18 protein-coding genes are annotated in these 18978 nt (G+C 46.7%); 3 read left to right on the forward strand and 15 right to left on the reverse strand.

Annotated features, from left to right (window positions below):
• Window positions 1-239: 239 nt before the first annotated feature.
• The gene (locus GJB61_RS16250) at window positions 240-971 is read left to right on the forward strand and encodes an alpha/beta hydrolase (RefSeq protein ID WP_154119751.1); all 732 of its coding nucleotides are present in this window, start codon (window positions 240-242) and stop codon (window positions 969-971) included.
• 63 nt (window positions 972-1034) lie between these two features.
• Here the strand turns inward: GJB61_RS16250 and GJB61_RS16255 are convergent, their stop codons facing one another.
• Window positions 1035-1505, reverse strand: coding sequence for a low molecular weight protein-tyrosine-phosphatase (locus GJB61_RS16255; RefSeq protein WP_338115893.1), 471 nt, complete (start codon window positions 1503-1505; stop codon window positions 1035-1037).
• A 167-nt stretch (window positions 1506-1672) separates the two neighbouring features.
• Here GJB61_RS16255 and GJB61_RS16260 point away from each other — a divergent pair, with 167 nt between their 5' ends.
• Complete coding sequence (locus tag GJB61_RS16260) at window positions 1673-2314, forward strand: thiamine diphosphokinase (RefSeq protein WP_154119753.1); 642 nt, start codon at window positions 1673-1675, stop codon at window positions 2312-2314.
• A 289-nt stretch (window positions 2315-2603) separates the two neighbouring features.
• Window positions 2604-3110 (forward strand): C40 family peptidase, encoded by a 507-nt coding sequence (locus GJB61_RS16265; RefSeq protein ID WP_154119755.1) that lies wholly within the window; start codon window positions 2604-2606, stop codon window positions 3108-3110.
• Between the two features lie 43 nt (window positions 3111-3153).
• Here GJB61_RS16265 and GJB61_RS16270 read toward each other — a convergent pair whose 3' ends face one another.
• The 14 genes from GJB61_RS16270 to GJB61_RS16335 all read right to left on the reverse strand — a co-directional run bounded on the left by GJB61_RS16270 (window position 3154) and on the right by GJB61_RS16335 (window position 18899).
• Complete coding sequence (locus GJB61_RS16270) at window positions 3154-3864, reverse strand: winged helix-turn-helix domain-containing protein (protein ID WP_195724356.1); 711 nt, start codon at window positions 3862-3864, stop codon at window positions 3154-3156.
• 92 nt (window positions 3865-3956) lie between these two features.
• Window positions 3957-4259, reverse strand: coding sequence for a Dabb family protein (locus GJB61_RS16275; protein WP_154119759.1), 303 nt, complete (start codon window positions 4257-4259; stop codon window positions 3957-3959).
• 23 nt (window positions 4260-4282) lie between these two features.
• Window positions 4283-5356, reverse strand: coding sequence for a ThiF family adenylyltransferase (locus tag GJB61_RS16280; protein WP_154119760.1), 1074 nt, complete (start codon window positions 5354-5356; stop codon window positions 4283-4285).
• Between the two features lie 71 nt (window positions 5357-5427).
• Window positions 5428-6981, reverse strand: coding sequence for an ABC-F family ATP-binding cassette domain-containing protein (locus GJB61_RS16285; RefSeq protein WP_154119762.1), 1554 nt, complete (start codon window positions 6979-6981; stop codon window positions 5428-5430).
• Between the two features lie 141 nt (window positions 6982-7122).
• Window positions 7123-8703 (reverse strand): serine/threonine protein kinase, encoded by a 1581-nt coding sequence (locus tag GJB61_RS16290; protein ID WP_154119764.1) that lies wholly within the window; start codon window positions 8701-8703, stop codon window positions 7123-7125.
• Between the two features lie 122 nt (window positions 8704-8825).
• Window positions 8826-9893, reverse strand: a complete 1068-nt coding sequence (locus tag GJB61_RS16295) for an SAM-dependent methyltransferase (RefSeq protein ID WP_154119767.1) — start codon at window positions 9891-9893, stop codon at window positions 8826-8828.
• A gap of 1 nt (window position 9894) precedes the next feature.
• Window positions 9895-10671 carry an ABC transporter ATP-binding protein gene (locus GJB61_RS16300; protein ID WP_154119769.1) on the reverse strand — a complete coding sequence of 259 codons (777 nt, stop codon included), beginning with the start codon at window positions 10669-10671 and terminating at the stop codon, window positions 9895-9897.
• On the reverse strand, window positions 10671-10994 hold the full coding sequence (locus GJB61_RS16305; RefSeq protein WP_154119771.1) for a thioredoxin domain-containing protein: 324 nt from the start codon (window positions 10992-10994) through the stop codon (window positions 10671-10673). The genes GJB61_RS16300 and GJB61_RS16305 overlap by 1 nt, the downstream gene beginning before the upstream one ends.
• Window positions 10978-11850 (reverse strand): deoxyribonuclease IV, encoded by an 873-nt coding sequence (locus GJB61_RS16310; RefSeq protein WP_154119773.1) that lies wholly within the window; start codon window positions 11848-11850, stop codon window positions 10978-10980. Before GJB61_RS16310 ends, GJB61_RS16305 begins: the two co-directional genes overlap by 17 nt.
• A complete protein-coding gene (locus GJB61_RS16315) occupies window positions 11840-12655 on the reverse strand; it encodes an Fpg/Nei family DNA glycosylase (protein ID WP_154119775.1) in 816 nt (271 codons plus the stop codon). The genes GJB61_RS16310 and GJB61_RS16315 overlap by 11 nt, the downstream gene beginning before the upstream one ends.
• Window positions 12656-12700: 45 nt before the next feature.
• Window positions 12701-13489 carry a TIGR01457 family HAD-type hydrolase gene (locus GJB61_RS16320; protein WP_338115894.1) on the reverse strand — a complete coding sequence of 263 codons (789 nt, stop codon included), beginning with the start codon at window positions 13487-13489 and terminating at the stop codon, window positions 12701-12703.
• A gap of 273 nt (window positions 13490-13762) precedes the next feature.
• Window positions 13763-14701 carry a ribonuclease Z gene (rnz, locus tag GJB61_RS16325; protein ID WP_154119779.1) on the reverse strand — a complete coding sequence of 313 codons (939 nt, stop codon included), beginning with the start codon at window positions 14699-14701 and terminating at the stop codon, window positions 13763-13765.
• Between the two features lie 221 nt (window positions 14702-14922).
• Window positions 14923-18300, reverse strand: a complete 3378-nt coding sequence (gene metH / locus GJB61_RS16330; protein WP_420819753.1) for a methionine synthase — start codon at window positions 18298-18300, stop codon at window positions 14923-14925.
• A gap of 179 nt (window positions 18301-18479) precedes the next feature.
• Complete coding sequence (locus GJB61_RS16335) at window positions 18480-18899, reverse strand: FixH family protein (protein WP_154119783.1); 420 nt, start codon at window positions 18897-18899, stop codon at window positions 18480-18482.
• Window positions 18900-18978 lie beyond the last annotated feature (79 nt).

Genomic DNA, 18978 nt, shown 5'->3' on the forward strand with positions numbered 1-18978 from the left:
AATATCAGCTGCCTCTGTTATAATATTATTATACACCTGTTTTGTCCATTTCGTCAAAGGAATACGTATAAAATTTATGTTTCCATATATTTTGTATGTATAACAGATGAATGATTATTGTATAACAGATAACATTTTTCTCGACGAGTAAATGACATATGACACACTTGACGCTGGAATAATTTTAACGTAATGCTAGAACTATTGCAAAAATCGACAAGAAAGCTGAGGAAACAACTATGAGCGAACCTGTTTTTCTGAAACGTACAATTGTTAAGCAAACCATCTGGAGCGAACACCTACAAGAGGACCGAAAGCTACGCATCTACCTCCCGCCTGGCTACAACGAAGTTCTTAGTTATCCTGTTGTCTATTGCCAGGACGGTGAGGAGTTCTTCAACTTTGGCCGTATAGCCACGCTGGCAGGACGCCTGATTCTCGAAGAAGACATCGAACCCTTTATTATTGTAGGTGTTGAAGTAGACGTTGCAGTTAGGACGCAAGAATATGCTCCTTTTGGCAGCCGGTTCAAGCAGTACCTCTCTTGCTTTGGCGAAGAGATTATTCCCTACATTGAACACAATTATCCAGTGCGCCGCACCCCTGCTGAACGCATCCTTGCCGGAGATTCGCTCGGAGGCAGTGTTTCACTTCATCTCGCCTTGGCTTATCCGTCCATTTTCAATCGCATACTGAGCCTTTCCGGTGCATTTTATCCTGAATCCCGTGAAATGTTGGCTCAGGAAGAGGATCTCTCCTGGCTTAACATCAACATGGTAGTTGGATTGCAGGAAACGGATTACAAGACCGATACCGGAATCTACAATTTTGTTGAAATGAACCGCGAAACCAAGGCTTTGCTGGAGTCACGCGGAGCGACTGTTTCTTACCGAGAAAAGGACGGACGCCACCTCTGGGGTTTCTGGCAGAATGAACTCTCAGAATCATTACTCTATTTCTTAAACACTTAAAGGCTCATTGATAGAAGGAAAAAGTGAACATCTTAAGAACAGTATGTACGTTATTCCCAGTGATCACGCTTTCAAATTCTCTTTGATTATTTTCTCCAAAAGCACATCACAGCCAGCATTAATCAAATCATATACTTGCTCGAAATTTCCTGTAAAATAAGGGTCCGGTACTTCCCGCAGTTCTTCCTCGGGCAGCAAGTCCATAAAGAACAACAGCTTGGCTTGCTCTCCGCCGGGGAGCTTGCGTACATTATCCCCATTTGATCTGTCCATGCAGACAATATAATCAAACTTTTGAAAGTCATCACTAATCACTAGGCGGGCCGTCATATCTTTATATCCGATCCCATTTTGATCAAGGATATGCCGAGTCCCCTCATGTGGCACTTTGCCAATATGCCAGTCTCCAGTCCCAGCAGAGTCAACGATAATTGCCTGCGATAGATCGCGTTCATTAATTTTGTGACGCAGAACAGCTTCAGCCATGGGCGAACGACAAATATTGCCGAGACATACAAAAAGCACTCTTACGATCTCTTTCACCTCCAGGCCGTTTTTCCCTATTAAGATTACAATATTCTACAATAACTTTCTTACACTAATCATTTTAGCGCTGTCTAAGTCAATTGTACAACTTTTCAATCTGCATTATACTTGGACAGGATGACAAACTATAGATCTAAGTAAAGGAGAGGATTGTTATGCCGTCCAAACGAGTCGTTATTTTTGCTGGCGGAGAACTGTCTCCGGAGTATTTGACCCTATTAGATGAAGAAGATTTTATTATCGGTGCGGATCGGGGAGCCTTGTTCCTGATTACCCACGGATATACCCCTGATATTTCAGTTGGTGATTTTGACTCCATCCCGCCGGGTACGTTTGAAGAGATTCAATCTGGAAGTAGAGAGACCATTACTTGCGATGCAGTAAACAAAGATTTAACAGATAGTGAGATGGCGCTTGATCTGGCGTTGAATACCCAGCCTGAATTCATATTAATGTTGGGTGTAACAGGGACAAGAATTGACCATACGCTAGCGAGCATTCAAATGATGACGCGTGCACTTCAACGGCAAGTTAGCTGCTCTGTAATGGATTCCCATAACTATGTAACCCTTACAGGCTCACAGGCCCTCGTTGAAGAGCGGGGATATACTTATGTATCTCTACTGCCCTTAACTCCAGAAGTGACTGGAATTACGCTTCAGGGTTTTCAATATCCGCTGACTGACGCCACCCTGAAACTTGGACAATCGCTCGGAGTAAGCAATAAGCTAGCAGCGCCAGTGGGTACAGTCACCATTGAGAGTGGATTGCTGCTTATTATTCAGAGTAAGGACTAAGTACATAATCATTCGGATACATCGTTGTAACCTTTGTTTAAAATTCAAAAAGTCGGTAATCCTTTGCTGTTGAAGGATTTATCGGCTTTATTTTTTTCGGAATCATGTAAATATTAAAATTTTGTAACTTTTAATGAAATTTTAATATAACGCTTACAACCTAGGCTCAGCCTGCATTTGGAGCCTCTTAACCAATATTTAGGGCATAGAGAACCTGCTATACTACGAATCAGGCAAGCTAGCAAGATAGACAGATAATCATACTAACAAACCTGGGAGGTATTACAGCATGATAAAGCACCAATGGTTTAAAAAAGCAATTGTAGTAGGAATGTGTACTACGATTGGAATGAGTACTCTGATGGCAACTGGAGCTGGCACAGCACCCGTTGCAGCAGCATCCGTTACTTCTTCAACAGGACAAGCAATTGTTAATCTCGGCAAAAAATATATGGGAGTCCGCTACGTATTCGGGGCATCTACTTCAACAACCCGATCTTTCGATTGCTCTTCGTTCATGAAATATATTTTTAGTAAATATGGTGTTAATCTGCCCCGTTCTTCTGTAGCACAATCAAAAGTTGGCAAAGCTGTATCGAAAGCTAGTCTTCGCGTTGGCGATCTGGTCTTTTTCTCCAGTGGCAGCAGAGCAAACGGCAAGAATGTAACGCACGTAGCCGTTTATGCTGGCAATGGTAAGATTCTGCACACCTACGGATCTCCAGGTGTAACTATCTCTGACCTCAACTCAGGCAATTGGAAAAGAACATACCTGAAGGCCCGCCGCGTTCTGTAACAGCTCTTAATCATAGAGTTATGTCTATATTAGAGATTTGGGATCAGCATGTGGTGCTGCTTACTGGCGCCCTCATTACATACCCGGTCCCGCGTACCGTATGAATCAGTTTATTACGGTAGCCCTTATCAACCTTCAGACGAAGGTGCCTGATATAGACATCGACAACATTAGTATCTGCTTGGAAGTGATATCCCCATATATGCCTCAATATTTCATCCCGTGGACATACTACTTCAAGATTTTCTGCGAGATAATAGAGCAGATCAAATTCTTTGGGAGTCATGGTCATCTCTTTCCCCTCCCGGCTTACAAGCCGGCGGCTGGGATCGAGTATCAATCCATCGATTTTGAGTAGATTATGAAGTCCAAGTCTTCGACGGGTGAGCCCTAATACATTAAGAATTCTACATTTGAATTCACCAAGATGCACAGGTTTCGCCAGATAGTCATTACCTCCCGCTTCAAAAGCCGCCACAGCCCCTTCACCGGAACGGTTATCGGAAATAACTATGACCGGCAGCACTATCCCTTCCTCTCTTATAGCGGATATGATGTCCCATCCTTCCCATCCACCTGCATTATGCAGCTCTGTTAGCAGTAAAACAGGCTCTACTCTGGATAGCAATGAGCGAAGATCCTCGAGATCTTCGCTCATTGTTGCCTCCAGTCCAAGCTCCTCTAAGACCCGTTCAAGAGCAACATGCTCCTCCTCTCGGTGCTCAGACACATACCATACCACTCGTTCATTCACGGATATCCCCCGCATCCAGATCAGCCTTGCGCCGGCAAAACCGTCGCAGATAGGCTAGGATTCCCCCAATGCTGACAAGACATTCTCTAGATTTACTTTGTTAAATCGATCTCTTGAAATTTCACAACCTCTGTATCCCAACGTCCCTTCACAAAAGCCTGATGACTGGGATGGTTATTATATGTCTCGTAAGCTCCCTGATTCTCGAATTCCATCGAAAAGCCAAAATCATATTCACACTTCGCACTTACTTGACGCAGCACCTCGAAATTCTGCACAACCGGGATAACACTCAAAATGTCTGCTCCATCCTTCAGGAAATCTTGGATCTCCGGTGCACCTGCCGAATATTTTAATGTAAATAGAGCTATATGTCTGATCGTTCCGTTGTTCATACTGTTCTCCTCCTCGATTTCAATTACCCAAAATAACGGTGATAAAAGCTGCGCGCAGCCGCAATATCACTGGTTCCATGAATTAATGCCCTACCGTCGGCGAAAATTACCATACGATAGTCGCCTTCTCTAAAGGATACCAGATAGGGATTACTATCTACCTTAGCATTTTCGATCCGGGATAAACGGCTGGCCGTCTCCTCCAGATTAATCTGCTGACGCCGGGCTGGACGGATCTGTACAGTATCTCTCCCGCAGAGCACATCGCTCCGCTCCGTATTGGCCGCAGTAAGGTACGGATAAATAGGCTGGCTACCGCATGAAGGACAATGCTCCTTCTTGGCTGCACCCACACCGATCTCCTGATGTTCGTTGCGCCATACGTCGAACGTAAGCAGTTTGCCTCTCAACTGTTCCCTGCGTCCGCCTAACAGTTTAAGCGCCTCGGCCGTACCATTTGCTGTGACCAGTTGTACAGCCTGCGGGAGGATGCCGACCGTGTCACAAGTATCTCCACCCAGTGGCACAGTACCGAGCAGACAATTCAGGCAGGGAGTCTCACCTGGAAGAATCGTGTAAGTGATGCCATAGCTGCCTACACAAGCTCCATAAATCCAAGGGATTTTGTACTTCTGGGCCATGTCATTGATAATCAATCGGGTATCAAAATTATCCGTGCCATCCATAATGAGATCCACTCCCGGCAGCAAGCTCTCCAGCTCTTCTGCACGCACATCCAGAACATGGGCCTCTATCGTTATATCAGAGTTAATCTGCTGAAGTCTTGCCTTGGCTGCAGCAGCCTTCGGCATACGCTGTCTGGCATCTTCCTCCGTATACAGCTGCTGACGCTGCAAGTTGCTCCACTCCACATAATCACGGTCCGCAATAATGATACGCCCAACACCACAACGGGCCAACGTCTCAGCAATTCCTGTGCCCAGCGCACCAGCGCCTACCACTAGCACACTGGATCGAGCAAGCCCAAGCTGGCCTTCTGCACCAAACGGTGTAAACCGAACCTGCCGCGAATAGCGGCCATCCCGTCCTTCTGCGGATGCTGGCGCTGCCTTTTTACCTTCTTCATTATGGATCATTCTGGAGGCCCCCTATATGTAAAAGCCGGAGAGCAGCAGTAATACCTGCTCCTCTCCGGATTCTGATTAACTTATACAGACTGTTGTGACCACTGCTCAACATCCCAAATTTTGGTTACCCAATCTTCATAAAATTCCGGTTCATGGGATACCAGTAGAATCGTGCCCTTATACTCCTTCAACGCTCGTTTCAACTCTGCCTTGGCCACGATATCAAGGTGATTCGTCGGCTCATCAAACAGAACCCAGTTGCTCTCGCGCATCAACAGCTTACACAGACGAACCTTCGCCTGTTCCCCCCCACTGAGCATGCTTAGTGGACGTGTAATATGATCGTTCTTCAGTCCGCAGCGTGCCAGGTGAGAGCGCACTTCATTCTGTGTTAGACTGGAGAATTCATTCCAGACATCATCAATAGGTGTAATATTGGCTGCCTTAACCTCTTGCTCGAAGTACGAAGCATTCAGTAAATCACCGAGATAAGTCTTACCACTGTAAACTGGAATTACACCCAGAATAGATTTCAGCAGTGTCGATTTACCCACACCATTACAGCCTACGATGGCAATCTTCTCGCCGCGTTCAATCGTCATATTCAGCTTCGGCAGCAGCGGACGGTCATACCCAATCTCGAAATCCACGCCTTCGAAGACCATTTTCGCACTAGCCCGGCTTTCCTTGAACTGGAATGTCGGCTTCGCAGCTTCCTCAGGACGATCGATCCGCTCCATCCGGTCAAGCTGCTTCTCACGGCTCTTCGCCCGGCTTGAAGTGGACAGACGCGCTTTATTCCGCTGAATGAAGTCCTCTTGCTTTTTAATAAATTCCTGCTGCTTCTCATAAGCATCAATGTGCGCGGATTTGTTCATTCCTGCCATTTCCAAGAATTTCTCATAGTTGGCTGAGTAGCGTGTCAGCTTCGTAAACTCCAAATGATAAATGATATCCACAACTTTATTCATGAATTCAGTATCATGGGAGATCAGCATGAACGCGTACGGGTACTGTCTCAAATAGTTGGTCAGCCAATCGATATGCTCCACATCCAAATAGTTGGTAGGCTCATCGAGCAGCAGTACTGTTGGTTTCTCCAGCAGCAGCTTCGCAAGCAGAACCTTAGTCCGTTGTCCACCACTGAGTGTAGATACATCGCGATCCAAACCTATAGCCGAGAGGCCCAGACCGTTGCCCATATCCTCTACTTTGACATCGATCATATAGAAATCGCCGATATCCAGCTGTTCCTGAATATCACCCATTTGCTCCAGCAGTAAATCCAGCTCGTCAGGCGTAGCATCGCCCATTTTCTCCGTGATTTCTAGCATTTCCTGCTCCAAGTCCAGCAGTGGCAAGAACGCATCCTTAAGTACATCGCGTACGGTTTTGCCTGGAGTAAGCAACGTATGCTGATCAAGATATCCGAAACGCACTCTTGGTGTCCATTCTACTTTACCGCTATCTTTCAACAGAGTTCCTGTTAAAATATTCATCAATGTTGACTTGCCGACCCCATTTGCACCCACTAGTCCTACATGCTCGCCGGCCAGCAAACGAAAGGTTACATCTTTGAACAACGTACGGCCCCCAAAATCATGGGAAACGTCTTCTACTGTAAGTAAACTCATAAATTCTCCGCAAGCTCCTATCTATATTTAAAATCTTCGAGATTATATTATACATACAATTATCTATTTTATCACAAGTGAGCTCAACACAGAACAGGTATTTAGCGGAATAGTCGGCTTTTGCAAGCAATGAAAGCTTTATTATGTTCTTTTCTGAAAAAAATGTCTTCTTTTTCCGCGAATCTGCAATCCAGTGATATCACCCAGTAGTTCGTGCAGAACCTCAATAAGCTTTCCCTTAGGCAGAAATGGATCTCGTTGTAGTGGAAGTGCATAAACCTTGCCCACACCGAAATGGAGCTGCAAAAGGGTTACCGCAGCGCGGCCAGACATCGGTAAAACTATTCGCCAATTGGGGTGGGGTGCTAGTCCGCTGCGGCGCATCCAGAGCAGTGTCTCTTCAAGCCTCCAGTCAGCACCTGAAGCCACCAATATCGGCACAGCACTACTCGCGAATGCCTCTAGGGCTCCCTCATAATCCCCTATACCCAGATCCAATACTATATATCGATAATCACCCTTCAGTATCTCTGCAATATTCCCTTGAGCGGGGCGTTTCCAATAATGAACCCCGTTCCATATTAAGGGCATACCACTTTCGCTTTCAACGTCATAACCTGTTTCTTCAGGGAGCTCAAGCATACTCCGAATCCGGTCATAGATAGGTGAATCTGGTCTTAGGTCCAGCCACACTGTAGAACCAAACTGTGAAAGGTAACGGGCAATAGCAAACGAAGTATGTGTTGTTCCAAGACCCGCAGCTACTCCGAGCAGGGCAACTACTGCTGGGTTACACCCTTTTGCTTGTATAACTGAATCTGAGAAAAAGGATCTTCCAGCTTCACCAGTACTTATGTTAGTCTTCGCAATATGTTTCGTCTTAACTTTAACTTGAGCTTTGTCTTTACCTTTGGCTGCAAATTCAGCTGCTATAGGCTCAAGCACCTGCTGAACGGTGTCTGCATCCTGATATCGTTCTTCGGGGTGATGACGCAACAGCCGTCGGAGAACAGGAATCAATCTATCCGGAATATGCCCGCGCAACCTGCCTTCCATTCCCGCCTCCCATCTGCTGCATTGGCCTCCGGTAGCCATGTAGAGCAGTAAGGCTCCGAGCGCATATAAATCAGAAGCCGGCTGACTTTGTCCACTGCCATATTGCTCCGGAGCCGCGAAACCAACCGTTCCAAGTTTGACTGTATCCTCACTAGCTCCCTTCCGATAACTGCGGGCAATCCCAAAATCGATCAATACCAACTCATCCTCATAGGTCAGCATAACGTTGGCAGGCTTCAGATCACGGTAAACAATCGGCGGATGCTGCCCATGCAGGTATTGCAGCACCTCTAGCAATTGTCTAGCTAAAGACAAGATTAGTTCAGCTGGCGGAGGTCCTGAATTAACCGTCATAAGTTGGCTTAAGGTTACACCCTCAATGTAATCCATTATAAGATAAGCATAACCGTCCTCGTCCGGACGATAGAAATCAACGATTCGCGGCAGTCGGTGATGGTTCAATGAGATGAGCAGCTCTGCCTCTGCGATCACATCTCGATACAATTCTCCTGAAATCACGTTTTCTTTAACCGCCCAGCGCTGACCTGGCAGCCGCAAATCCTCAGCCAAATACACATAACTCATCCCGCCTGTTCCCAGCAATTCTATAATTCTATACCGATCGCCGATGATCTGTCCTTTAGCCAGCTTAGATATGAATTGCATATTATTCTCTCCTTTTCAGCATGAAAAAAGGGAAAGCCCCGCGATTAACATACCAACCAGCAATGAGCCGGCAAGTGTTAATAACGGGATGCTTTCCCTTAAAATATTCTGTAGTTAGTTACTCAGTACTTAATCATATAAAGCGTGATTTCATCACGGTTATGAACTAACTGCTTAGCCCGCTGAATCTGCATCCGCTCTTCTTCGAACATACCCACAATTTCCTTAATCATGGCCAGTGGCTTCTTGTGCATCAGCTTAACGGTTACGATGGCCGTTCCTCCAGGAGCAAGGCTGTACAACAGGCCTGTTACCAGCTTGGCCATCAGCTTGGGACTCCAGCTCATATCACAGACAAGCAGATCAAATTCATTATTCTTGAATTTGACTTCTCCGGCATTTTTGCGGAGCACTTTAAGTCCAGGAGCGTTCCGAAGTGACTCGTGCATCAGCGCCGGGTCAACCGCCGTTACTTTCATTCCACGTTCCAGCAAAAAGGAAGTCCAACCGCCAGGTGACGCGCCAATATCGACCGCATTCCGGAAACTGGAAAACGGAATATCAAATTCCTTTTCCGCCTCCATAAGCTTGAACTTCGCACGCGAGATCTGTCCATCATCTTTACGGAAGCGAATAGCCCCACCGTTCCAGCTGGATAGGTTATCCTCAGGAAGGGATACACCGGCATACAAAGCCTCACCGTCTGCATAGACAGAAATGACCCAGTCCGGGTCCTGCACGGTAAATTCAGCATTTAGAGATTGCAGCTGATCTTGCAGCCACTCACGCAGTTCGCCTGCACTCTCCTGCCAAAAGTAATCCCCGCTCTTACGTAGATGCAGGGCGACCTTCTTGCCTTCAAGCTCACTTTGCTGGCTTAAATACTCAGCCAAGCGCTGCAGCGCAGGCATGTCACCTTCATCTTGGAACTGAATAGGCTGAATATGCCGTAGAAAGATCGGCAGATTCTGTAGTAATGCCCGTGATACCTCTGCTGGCTCCACCTGCAGCGTTGCAATAAACACTTCACCTGGCAGCAGTTGTGTGCTCTTCACGGCTCCAAACAGGCGGAAGAGCTCCTCCTGTGCATACGGAGCAAACCCGTGATTAGCCGTACATATATATCGTGAATACACTATTTCTTCCGGAGCAGGAGTCTGCTCTGCGGTTTCTTGTCTAATTTCGTTCAAATCATTTGCCTCCAGGTCTTATTTTAATCCAGGGACGACCACTATCCCATTCTACATCAACAGGAATATCATAGGTAGCCAAGATCATTTCTTTGGTCAATATCTCTGCTTTGGGTCCAGCTCCGGCCAACTTACCACCGCGGATTAGCGCCACATGTGTGAACAATGGCACAATTTCCTCAACATGATGAGTAACATAAACGACGGAAACATTACGCTGTCTCAGCTTGTCTACTTCGGCCAGCATCTTTTCCCGTTCGAACAGATCAAGACCCGCACATGGCTCATCCATAATCAGCAGTTTAGGATTGGCGATCAGACAACGGGCCAGCATTGCTTTTTTACGTTCACCCTGCGACAGTGTTCCAAAGGGATGGTATGCCATGGAACCCAGATTCATGTCTTCAAGAAGGTTTATTGCTTGTTTCTTCACTTTAGCCGGAATGTCCTGGTAGAAGCGCAGATAAGCATAAGCGCCGGTTGCCACAACCTCCCACACGGGATCTGTCAGCGACATTTTTTCCATCAGAGAGGGACCGATATAACCAATCTCCTTACGCACCTCGCGCAAATCACATTGGCCGTATTTATACCCCAGTACCTCAACAGATCCACTACTAGGAAATAGGTAACCAGTCATCATCTCTAACAGTGTTGTTTTGCCAGAACCATTACGCCCCAGAATGGCCCAATTCTCTCCATCCTTCATCTCAAGCGAGACGTCATCAAGAATTAAACTTTCTTCCCTGCGTAGGGTAAGATGTTGTAAAGATATCATTATGAGGTCACACTCCTTATGTAATCCAGCATCCGTTCTACAGAGCCCATAGAATAATAAATGGCCGGTTCAGCAATACGATCCGCAGTAGCCACTAACAGTGCGGGCACACTCGAAATACGGTACTGGTTCACAATGCCCTGCATCCTATTCACATCTCCGGTTGCAATCACAAGCTCAGCAGGCAGCAAATGTTCTGCCACCTCCAGCATTCGCCGGGCAACCTTGCAAGTACCACAAAGCGGTGTATAAAATAACACGGCTAGAGGTTCACCTGTACTCTGCAGCACATCAAGCAGTTCCCGTTCATTCATTTCCTTCATAACGTTTCGTCTCCCACCAAGTAAGAACGGTTGCAATATCTTCCCGATGGCTGCCATCCGGTCCTTTTTCCGTTTCCATGACGACGGCCGCTCCTGACAGCAGCTCCGAGGTCAGCAGGTCTCTTAATGCTTTACCTCCAATGTGACCCTGCCCAATTCTGGCATGCCTGTCCCGGCGTGAATTATACGGATATTTGGAATCATTCAGATGAATAGCAACGAGATGAGGCCAGTAGTCCAGTGCTTGTCCCCGCAACAGAAGCTCCACTGTCTGTTCAGGATTCCAAATGCCCGCAGCGAATGCATGGCAGGTGTCCAAACAAAAGCCTATTCTTTCCGGAAACTGACTCAATTCACGTACCTTGACCAATTCTTCGAGTGTCATACCTGCACTGCCATGATTGCCAGCCTGATTCTCGATCAGAAGTTTGGCCTGACCTTCCCAGTTCAGCAGCGTTTCATTCATACATTGTATAATATTTTGATAACCTTGTAACGGCTCCATACCAGCAAATTGTCCAAAATGAACCACAATGCCCAGCGAGCCACAAGCCTCTGCTATTTCCAGATCGTTACGCAGTGATGCCACAATAACCTTCCTAGGGGTAGTATCATCGACTCCCGCCGCCATATTGGTTGGATAGGGAGTATGCGCGATAGACACCATATCTTTCTCCCGACAAAAGGAGGCACAGTCTAGGGTGCCCTGGACATCCACTGGTTTAAGCTTCAGACTGCGCGGGTTCTTTGGAAAATATTGAAAACATGCCGCACCGCTCTCCCAGGCGAAACGGGCAGCTCTCCCGTATCCACCGCGAGTACTGACATGAGCCCCAATTCTGGGACTATTGCTCATGCTGACAGTCAGGACAATAGAACACCTTGCGTCCGGTCAGCTCAATTTTGACAATGGTTCCCCCACCGCGTAGACAAGGCTCTCCCTCACGGTCATACACTTTACACTGATCATTATAGGAACCCGTAATGGTGTCGCCAGTCATAAATGGCATTTCCATATAACCGCCAATTTCTGTCGCTTCAGTCAATACCCTACGAATACTTTCATACAGCCTTGCTATAGATTCCTGCGTCAAATTCTGCACAAGCGTCGAAGGCAGCAACCGGGCATCATAGGCAATTTCATCGGCGTAACAATTTCCGATTCCAGCAATCACATGCTGGTTAACGAGTAGACTTTTGAGCGCTCCACGACGTCCCTTAAGCAGTCCAGTGAACCGTTCTAGGTTCATCCGGTGATCCAACAGTTCTGGTCCCAGCTTGCCCATCGCAGCCTCGGCTTCCTTCACGGATAACAAATGCAGATATCCCAGTCGAAGTCCCATAAAATACAGAATCCGTTCTCCAAACGCGAGTTCGACTTGTGTCGTACGATCTGGACGTTCCTCTTCGGTTCCGTAGAACAGTATTCCACCCAACATTAAATGCAGCAACAACCTGCGCCCGTCATGTAAGTGAAACAAAATATGCTTGGCACGCCGCTCAATAAAAACAATACGGGCGCCGATTAATGCTTTGGCAAAAGCCTCGGTGTCCATATTAATGGTTTTCTCTCTATTTACGGTTACACCCGTAATTGGCACATTTATAAGATGCTGACTTAGCAGCCTTCTGTAATTCTCCATTTCCGGAAGTTCCGGCATATACAATCGTCCCTTCTAAGTTGATCTATATTTAAGCCTCTGCCATTATACACCGAGCAGCGTCATTAGTTCAGTTAAATCACTACAAATTTTATCCGGTGTAACTCCAGTAACTTTTTTATAGTAATCAAGATTGTCCTTTGTGGTCAATCCAGTAAGCACCAGTATGGTCTGACAGCCAGCACCTGCTCCTGCTGCAATGTCTGTACGCATGTTGTCTCCAACCATAACAGCCTGGTTGGAATCTATTCCGAGTATAGACGCTGCATAGGTGATCAGATGAGACTCGGGCTTGCCAATGACGATGGGAGCTACCCCGCTAGCCGCTTCAATCGCTGCGCCGATCGTCCCCGCACCCGGCAGAATACCATCATCGGATGGGAGCATCAGATCTGGATTCGTGAGTACAAACTTTGCACCGCCACGAATCCAGCGAGATGCCTGTGTAAGTGCAGCGTATGTAAAAGAGCGGTCTATACCCTGTACCACATACTGCGGGAACTCTGTTACTAGTGTAAGGCCTGCGTCAGCACAGGCTTCATGCAGTCCCGCTTCTCCAAGTATCGCCACCGTCGCCCCTGGTGATTCCTCCGCAATGTAACGTGCAGCCGCCAGCGATGAGGTGCATACTTCCTCCGCTTTCGCTTCGATACCCATTCCTTGTAAATGTTCCGCTACACCGCCCGCTGTCCGCGAGGAGTTGTTAGTGACAAACAAAAAGGGAATGCCCGCCTTGCGTAGAGCCTTGATTAGCAGATCAGCACCTGGAATCATTTGATGTCCGTGGTATAAGGTTCCGTCCAGATCAATCAATAATCCTTTGATTGTGTCTATTGCAATTCACCTCAAAAATTCAACCGATTTTAATTAATATCATGAATTAATAATACTATGAACTATATTAATGTTTCTCCTCATGTTGAAGCCGCATACGATGATCTTCCTCGTAAGTATACTGCATTTCGGCAAATTCTCTATTTGTTCGGAGCTATTTCAGCAAGCTAATCCTTTAAATTTAACATACTTCGTCGAACTTCATCGAACTACTGTGTGGGAAGGCTTTTTTTGGCATAAGACTGTCATTTCCTGCGCTTTCCCGGAAAATAATTAATTTCTCAGCACTCTCCTATATACGGGAAAGGCACAAAATTCCTCAGCGAGCAACGTCTCAGGAAAGATCATTTGCGCTTCCTCAAGCAGTGGAATGAGCGCTTCCGGGTTGCTGTAACGGGAACTAAAATGAGTCAGCAGCAGCTGATGGGCACCCGCTTCTTTGGCAAGTTCAGCAGCCTGACGAGCAGTGCTATGATGATATTGGTAGGCCATATCTGCCAAGTCATGAGCAAAGGTCGCCTCGTGAACGACTAGATCTGCATTTACTGACAATGGAAGTGTACCCTCACACGGTCTTGTATCGCCAAGTATTGTAACAATCCGTCCCCGCTTAGGCTCGCTTACTACCTCAGCAGCGTAAATTACAATACCTTCTTCTGTAGTGACATTCTCGCCCTTCTTCAATTTGCCGTAAAGAGGCCCTGGTTTCAAGCCATAGCTCTGTAACAGCTCTGTGTTAAGGCTGCCCGGACTATCCTTTTCCGTTACCCGGTAGCCGTAGCTATCAATTCGATGCTCCAGCAATCCAGCTTCTACCTTAAAACTGTCATCCTCGAACACCAAACCTCCGGTATGCTCTACAATCTCAAGTTTGTATGGGATACGGGACTGACTTACTGACAGAGAGATATCCAAATAATTCTTCAAACCCGGAGGTCCGTAAACGGTCAGCGGCGCAATACCGCCCTGATAACCACGGCTGGATAACAATCCAGGCAGCCCGAACAAGTGGTCACCATGCAGGTGAGTGATAAACAGCTTTTCCAACTTGCCTAGCCGCAGTGGTGAACGTAGAATCTGATGCTGCGTAGCTTCTCCGCAATCGAACATCCAGAAGCTGCGCCGTTCTTCAAGTAGCCGCAAAGCCACAGATGTCACATTGCGCTGCAGAGTCGGTACTCCAGCATTTGTACCCAAAAAATATAATTCCATAACCATCCTCCTCTCTTGTCTTTTTTTCGATTGTTCTTCTATTACCAGCAAGAAGAAACGGCTTCACCGTCCTTAAATGGACGGCACCCGTTTCTTCAAGAAATATAAGGATAAATTATTGCGAATAAATTCTTAAATTTCCAAAAAACCTCCCGTAACCGGGAGGTTCCGCTGAAGGGGTTTAGCCCCACCTTCAGACAGGGATTATAGCTAAAAGATTATTACAGCTTCTCTACATTGAAATACTGGGCCTCGGGATGAGCGAATACCATCGCTGATACAGAAGCCTCAGGCTCCATCATAAAGCCTTCTGTAAGCTCAACTCCAATATCCTCTGGTGACAGCAGTTTAAACAGTGGACCCTGATCTTCCAGATCCGGACAAGCTGGATAGCCGAAGGATACGCGGATACCTTGATATCTCGCACCATGTCTTTTCTTCATGGTCATATCTGCCGAATCGGGGAAACCCCAAGTATCCCGCATCATATGATGAACACGCTCAGCCAGTCCTTCGGCTACTTCAAGCGCCACTGCCTGGAGAGCATGGGATCGTAAGTAATCTCCCTTGTCCTTAAGCACTGTCGATCGTTCACGGACACCGTGCCCCGCTGTTACTACCAAGAATCCAACGTAATCCATAATACCACTATCTACCGACTTCAAAAAATCAGCCAAACATAAGTAAGGTTCTACTCCCTGTCGCGGGAATGTGAAAGTATGCAGTATTTTACTGACATCCTGTGGATCATAGATCAGGATGTCGTTGCCACGTGACTGCGCCGGAAAGAAGCGGTACAGCGCATGGGGTGTAATTGTACCTTCGACCATGGCTTGTTGGATAATGTCATCCACTGTTTCCTTTAGTTCTAAAGTGCGCTTATCCCCCGCACTGAGCAGGGTCTCAACTGAACCTCGCAGTCCCAGATGATGTCCAAGCAGCATTTGCATATTCACATAGGGGATAATATGCCCCAAAGGATAATTACGTAGCACGTGACGGTCCAAATCCGGTGGGATAAATACAGGAGCATCCGGAGAAATCTTCGAGCGAACCGCTCTTGTCAATACTGGAAGTTCCTGTTTCGGGGCAACTGCAACTGCAGCGTCTTCTTCGGTACGAACCTCTTCCTCAATTTTGAGCCGTTCGTCGGGATTCATCAGACGGTTAGCAATGGCCAACCCATCCATAGCATCCTTCGCATACAGCACCAAGCCTTCATATTCAGGTCGAATACGTGTTTTGGTGAACTTACGCGTTAAAGCTGCTCCACCGACCATGATCGGGACATCAATACCCGCTGAACGCAAATCCTGAGCAGTCAGCACCATCTGCTGAGCAGACTTCACCAGCAAGCCAGATAAACCAATGGCATCCGCTTTCTCACGTTTGAAGGCTTCAATAATCGCCTGTGGTGGTACTTTTATACCCAAATTAATAATTTGGTAACCATTATTGGAGAGAATGATCTCTACCAGATTCTTGCCTATATCATGTACATCACCCTTGACAGTGGCAAGCATAATCTTCCCTTTTACAGAAGTCTCATCTTTTTTCATAAACTGCTCTAGATGACCTACAGAGGCCTTCATCACCTCAGCACTTTGCAGTACTTCAGCAACAATCAGTTCGTTATTGTTAAACAGCCGCCCAACCTCAGACATTCCCGCCATTAACGGGCCGTTAATAATCTCTAACGCACCTGATTTGAGCAATGCTTCATTGAGATCGGGAATGAGTCCTTCCTTCGTCCCTTCAACCACATAAGAAGCCAGACGTTCCTCCAAGGAAAGATTGGAGATTTTCTCTTTCTTATCTACCTTTTTACCACGGTATGCAGCTACAAAAGTCGCAAGCGTCTCGTCATTCGTATTATAAATCAACTGCTCGGCTAAATAACGTTCCTCTTCAGGTATAGAGGCATAGCGTTCCAGCTTCTCCGTATTAACAATCGCATAATCAAGACCCGCCTTGGTGCACTCATACAGGAATACAGAATTCAGCACCTCGCGCCCCGCTTCCGGCAGACCGAAGGAGACGTTACTGATCCCCAGAATCGTATGCACAGCTGGCAGTGCTTCTTTAATTAAGCGAATCCCGTCAATGGTTTCTTTGGCCGAACCGATATATTGCTCATCACCAGTGCCCACAGGAAAGACTAGTGTATCAAAAATAATATCCTCTGCGGCCAGACCGTACTTGTTGACCAGCAAATCGTGGGAGCGTATAGCGACTGCCAGCTTGTCGGTCGCTTTAATAGCCTGTCCTGTCTCATCAATAGTACCTACCACAATAGCTGCGCCATATTTATGAATAAGTGGAGTTACCAACTCGAATTTTTCTTCACCATCTTCAAGGTTAATAGAGTTAATTATTGCTTTACCTTGGCAGTACTGCAAGGCCAAGTCAATAACCTTGGGATCAGTGGTGTCAATCATTAAGGGTACCTTAACCTTTTTCACAACCAAATCCAGAAAAAGCTTAATATCCTCAGTCTCATCACGGTCAGGGTCCTGTACACACACATCTATGACCTGTGCTCCACTCTTGACCTGAGCACGGGCGATTTCTGCCGCTTCCTCATACTTACCTTCAACGATCAAACGTTTGAACTTCCGTGAACCAAGTACATTCGTGCGTTCTCCGACCATATATGGACGATTATCGCTTTCAATATAGATAGGCTCAATACCTGACAATGCAGGTGGATGACTTCCCGTAAGTGGACGTGGAGGGAATTGGGAAAGTGCTTCTGCCATTTTGCGAATATGTTCTGGTGTTGTTCCGCAGCAGCCTCCGGCAATATTAAGCCAGCCCTTCTCAGCAAAAGCTGCAACCTTATGGGCAAGTGATTCCGGTGATTCATGATAGTTCCCATTCTCATCCGGCAATCCCGCATTAGGGTAGCAGCTTACTGCTGCTGACGAAATTTCAGATAACGAACGAATATGATCACGCATGAACTCCGGTCCGGTCGCACAATTCAGTCCAAACGAAATCGGCTTCAAGTGCTCCAGTGAAATGTAAAAGGATTCTATATTCTGTCCAGCCAATGTTGTGCCCATAGGCTCTATTGTGCCCGAGATCATGATTGGGAGCGTGATACCCGTCTTCTCAAAAGCATTACGGATACCAATACTTCCGGCTTTCACATTTAAAGTATCTTGAGAAGTCTCCAATAGCAAAGCGTCAACCTTACCATCAATCAGCGCCACAGCCTGCTCCTCATAGCTGTCTACAAGCTCCTGAAAGGTTACACCACCGGTAACGGAAAGCGTCTTAGTTGTTGGACCCATGGCCCCTATAACATAACGGGGACGATCAGGCGTATCATATTTATCTGCGGCGTTCCGAGCCAATTGCGCGGCCACCAGATTGATCTCGCGTGCCCGCTGCGGAATATCATATTCAGCAAGAACTACTGACGTTGCACCGAATGTATTAGTCTCGATGAGATCAGCACCAGCTTCCAGGTACTGCTCATGTATTTTCTGAATAACCTCCGGCCGGGTAAGCACCAGCATTTCATTACAACCATCAAGGTCTTCTCCGCCGAAATCTTCGCCGGTAAGTGGCACCTGTTGGATCATGGTACCCATAGCACCATCAAGAATTAATATGCGTTGCTGCAAGCTTTCAGCAAGTGTAAATTTAGCCAACTTCAAATCCCCCCAGTAAAACAATAAAGTAAGTTTAGCAGAATTAAGGGAATTCGGAAAGCCTTCCTTTCCACCCTGCATAATCCGTATTCTGTGGCGGATAATCCCGCCCTTTCCATTTATGGTTGTACGGTAAGCTCTTTACTTGGCATAGAATGCTGCGTTCGTGCAGTTACATGGGAAGTGACCGTATACAAACCTTCTAGCTTGAGTACACCCTCGGCCTTATACAACCCGTTTCCCGCAGACTTCCCATTCAGCTCCAGGTTCTGTGTAGCATCAGCTTTATTAACAATTTCGAACTTAACCTCTTTCGCGTCATCAACTGGCTGATCATCTTGTGTCACCGCAGCTTCAAAAGTCACCTTTTGATTGACGGAAACCTCATCTGGATTCCAATGTAACTCCACCTTAATCGCAACCATGGAAAGATCCGCGCTATTCATATGGGACTGTCCATGACTACCTGAGGAGCAACCCCCAAGCCCCAAAATAGTGACAACTGATAATAGAAAGACCATTTTCCTGCGGATCATCATTTGTTATCCTCCCGGTTTAAGTGTAGGGCGGATCTATACTGACATCTGGCGTAATGCTTTCTTGTTCTATTATACACAT

Origin of the sequence: Paenibacillus monticola (assembly GCF_009664975.1) — a bacterium.
Lineage (GTDB): Bacteria > Bacillota > Bacilli > Paenibacillales > Paenibacillaceae > Paenibacillus_AQ > Paenibacillus_AQ monticola.

What these genes read in the sequence shown, in the direction of transcription:
- GJB61_RS16275 (WP_154119759.1), bottom strand. Translation starts at nt 4,259, where the DNA reads ATGAACAACGGAACGATCAGACATATAGCTCTATTTACATTAAAATAT.
- GJB61_RS16310 (WP_154119773.1), bottom strand. Translation starts at nt 11,850, where the DNA reads ATGAGCAATAGTCCCAGAATTGGGGCTCATGTCAGTACTCGCGGTGGA.
- GJB61_RS16260 (WP_154119753.1), top strand. Translation starts at nt 1,673, where the DNA reads ATGCCGTCCAAACGAGTCGTTATTTTTGCTGGCGGAGAACTGTCTCCG.
- GJB61_RS16280 (WP_154119760.1), bottom strand. Translation starts at nt 5,356, where the DNA reads ATGATCCATAATGAAGAAGGTAAAAAGGCAGCGCCAGCATCCGCAGAA.
- GJB61_RS16335 (WP_154119783.1), bottom strand. Translation starts at nt 18,899, where the DNA reads ATGATGATCCGCAGGAAAATGGTCTTTCTATTATCAGTTGTCACTATT.
- GJB61_RS16315 (WP_154119775.1), bottom strand. Translation starts at nt 12,655, where the DNA reads ATGCCGGAACTTCCGGAAATGGAGAATTACAGAAGGCTGCTAAGTCAG.
- GJB61_RS16290 (WP_154119764.1), bottom strand. Translation starts at nt 8,703, where the DNA reads ATGCAATTCATATCTAAGCTGGCTAAAGGACAGATCATCGGCGATCGG.
- GJB61_RS16250 (WP_154119751.1), top strand. Translation starts at nt 240, where the DNA reads ATGAGCGAACCTGTTTTTCTGAAACGTACAATTGTTAAGCAAACCATC.
- metH (WP_420819753.1), bottom strand. Translation starts at nt 18,300, where the DNA reads ATGGGTACCATGATCCAACAGGTGCCACTTACCGGCGAAGATTTCGGC.
- GJB61_RS16265 (WP_154119755.1), top strand. Translation starts at nt 2,604, where the DNA reads ATGATAAAGCACCAATGGTTTAAAAAAGCAATTGTAGTAGGAATGTGT.
- GJB61_RS16285 (WP_154119762.1), bottom strand. Translation starts at nt 6,981, where the DNA reads ATGAGTTTACTTACAGTAGAAGACGTTTCCCATGATTTTGGGGGCCGT.
- rnz (WP_154119779.1), bottom strand. Translation starts at nt 14,701, where the DNA reads ATGGAATTATATTTTTTGGGTACAAATGCTGGAGTACCGACTCTGCAG.
- GJB61_RS16300 (WP_154119769.1), bottom strand. Translation starts at nt 10,671, where the DNA reads ATGATATCTTTACAACATCTTACCCTACGCAGGGAAGAAAGTTTAATT.
- GJB61_RS16305 (WP_154119771.1), bottom strand. Translation starts at nt 10,994, where the DNA reads ATGAAGGAAATGAATGAACGGGAACTGCTTGATGTGCTGCAGAGTACA.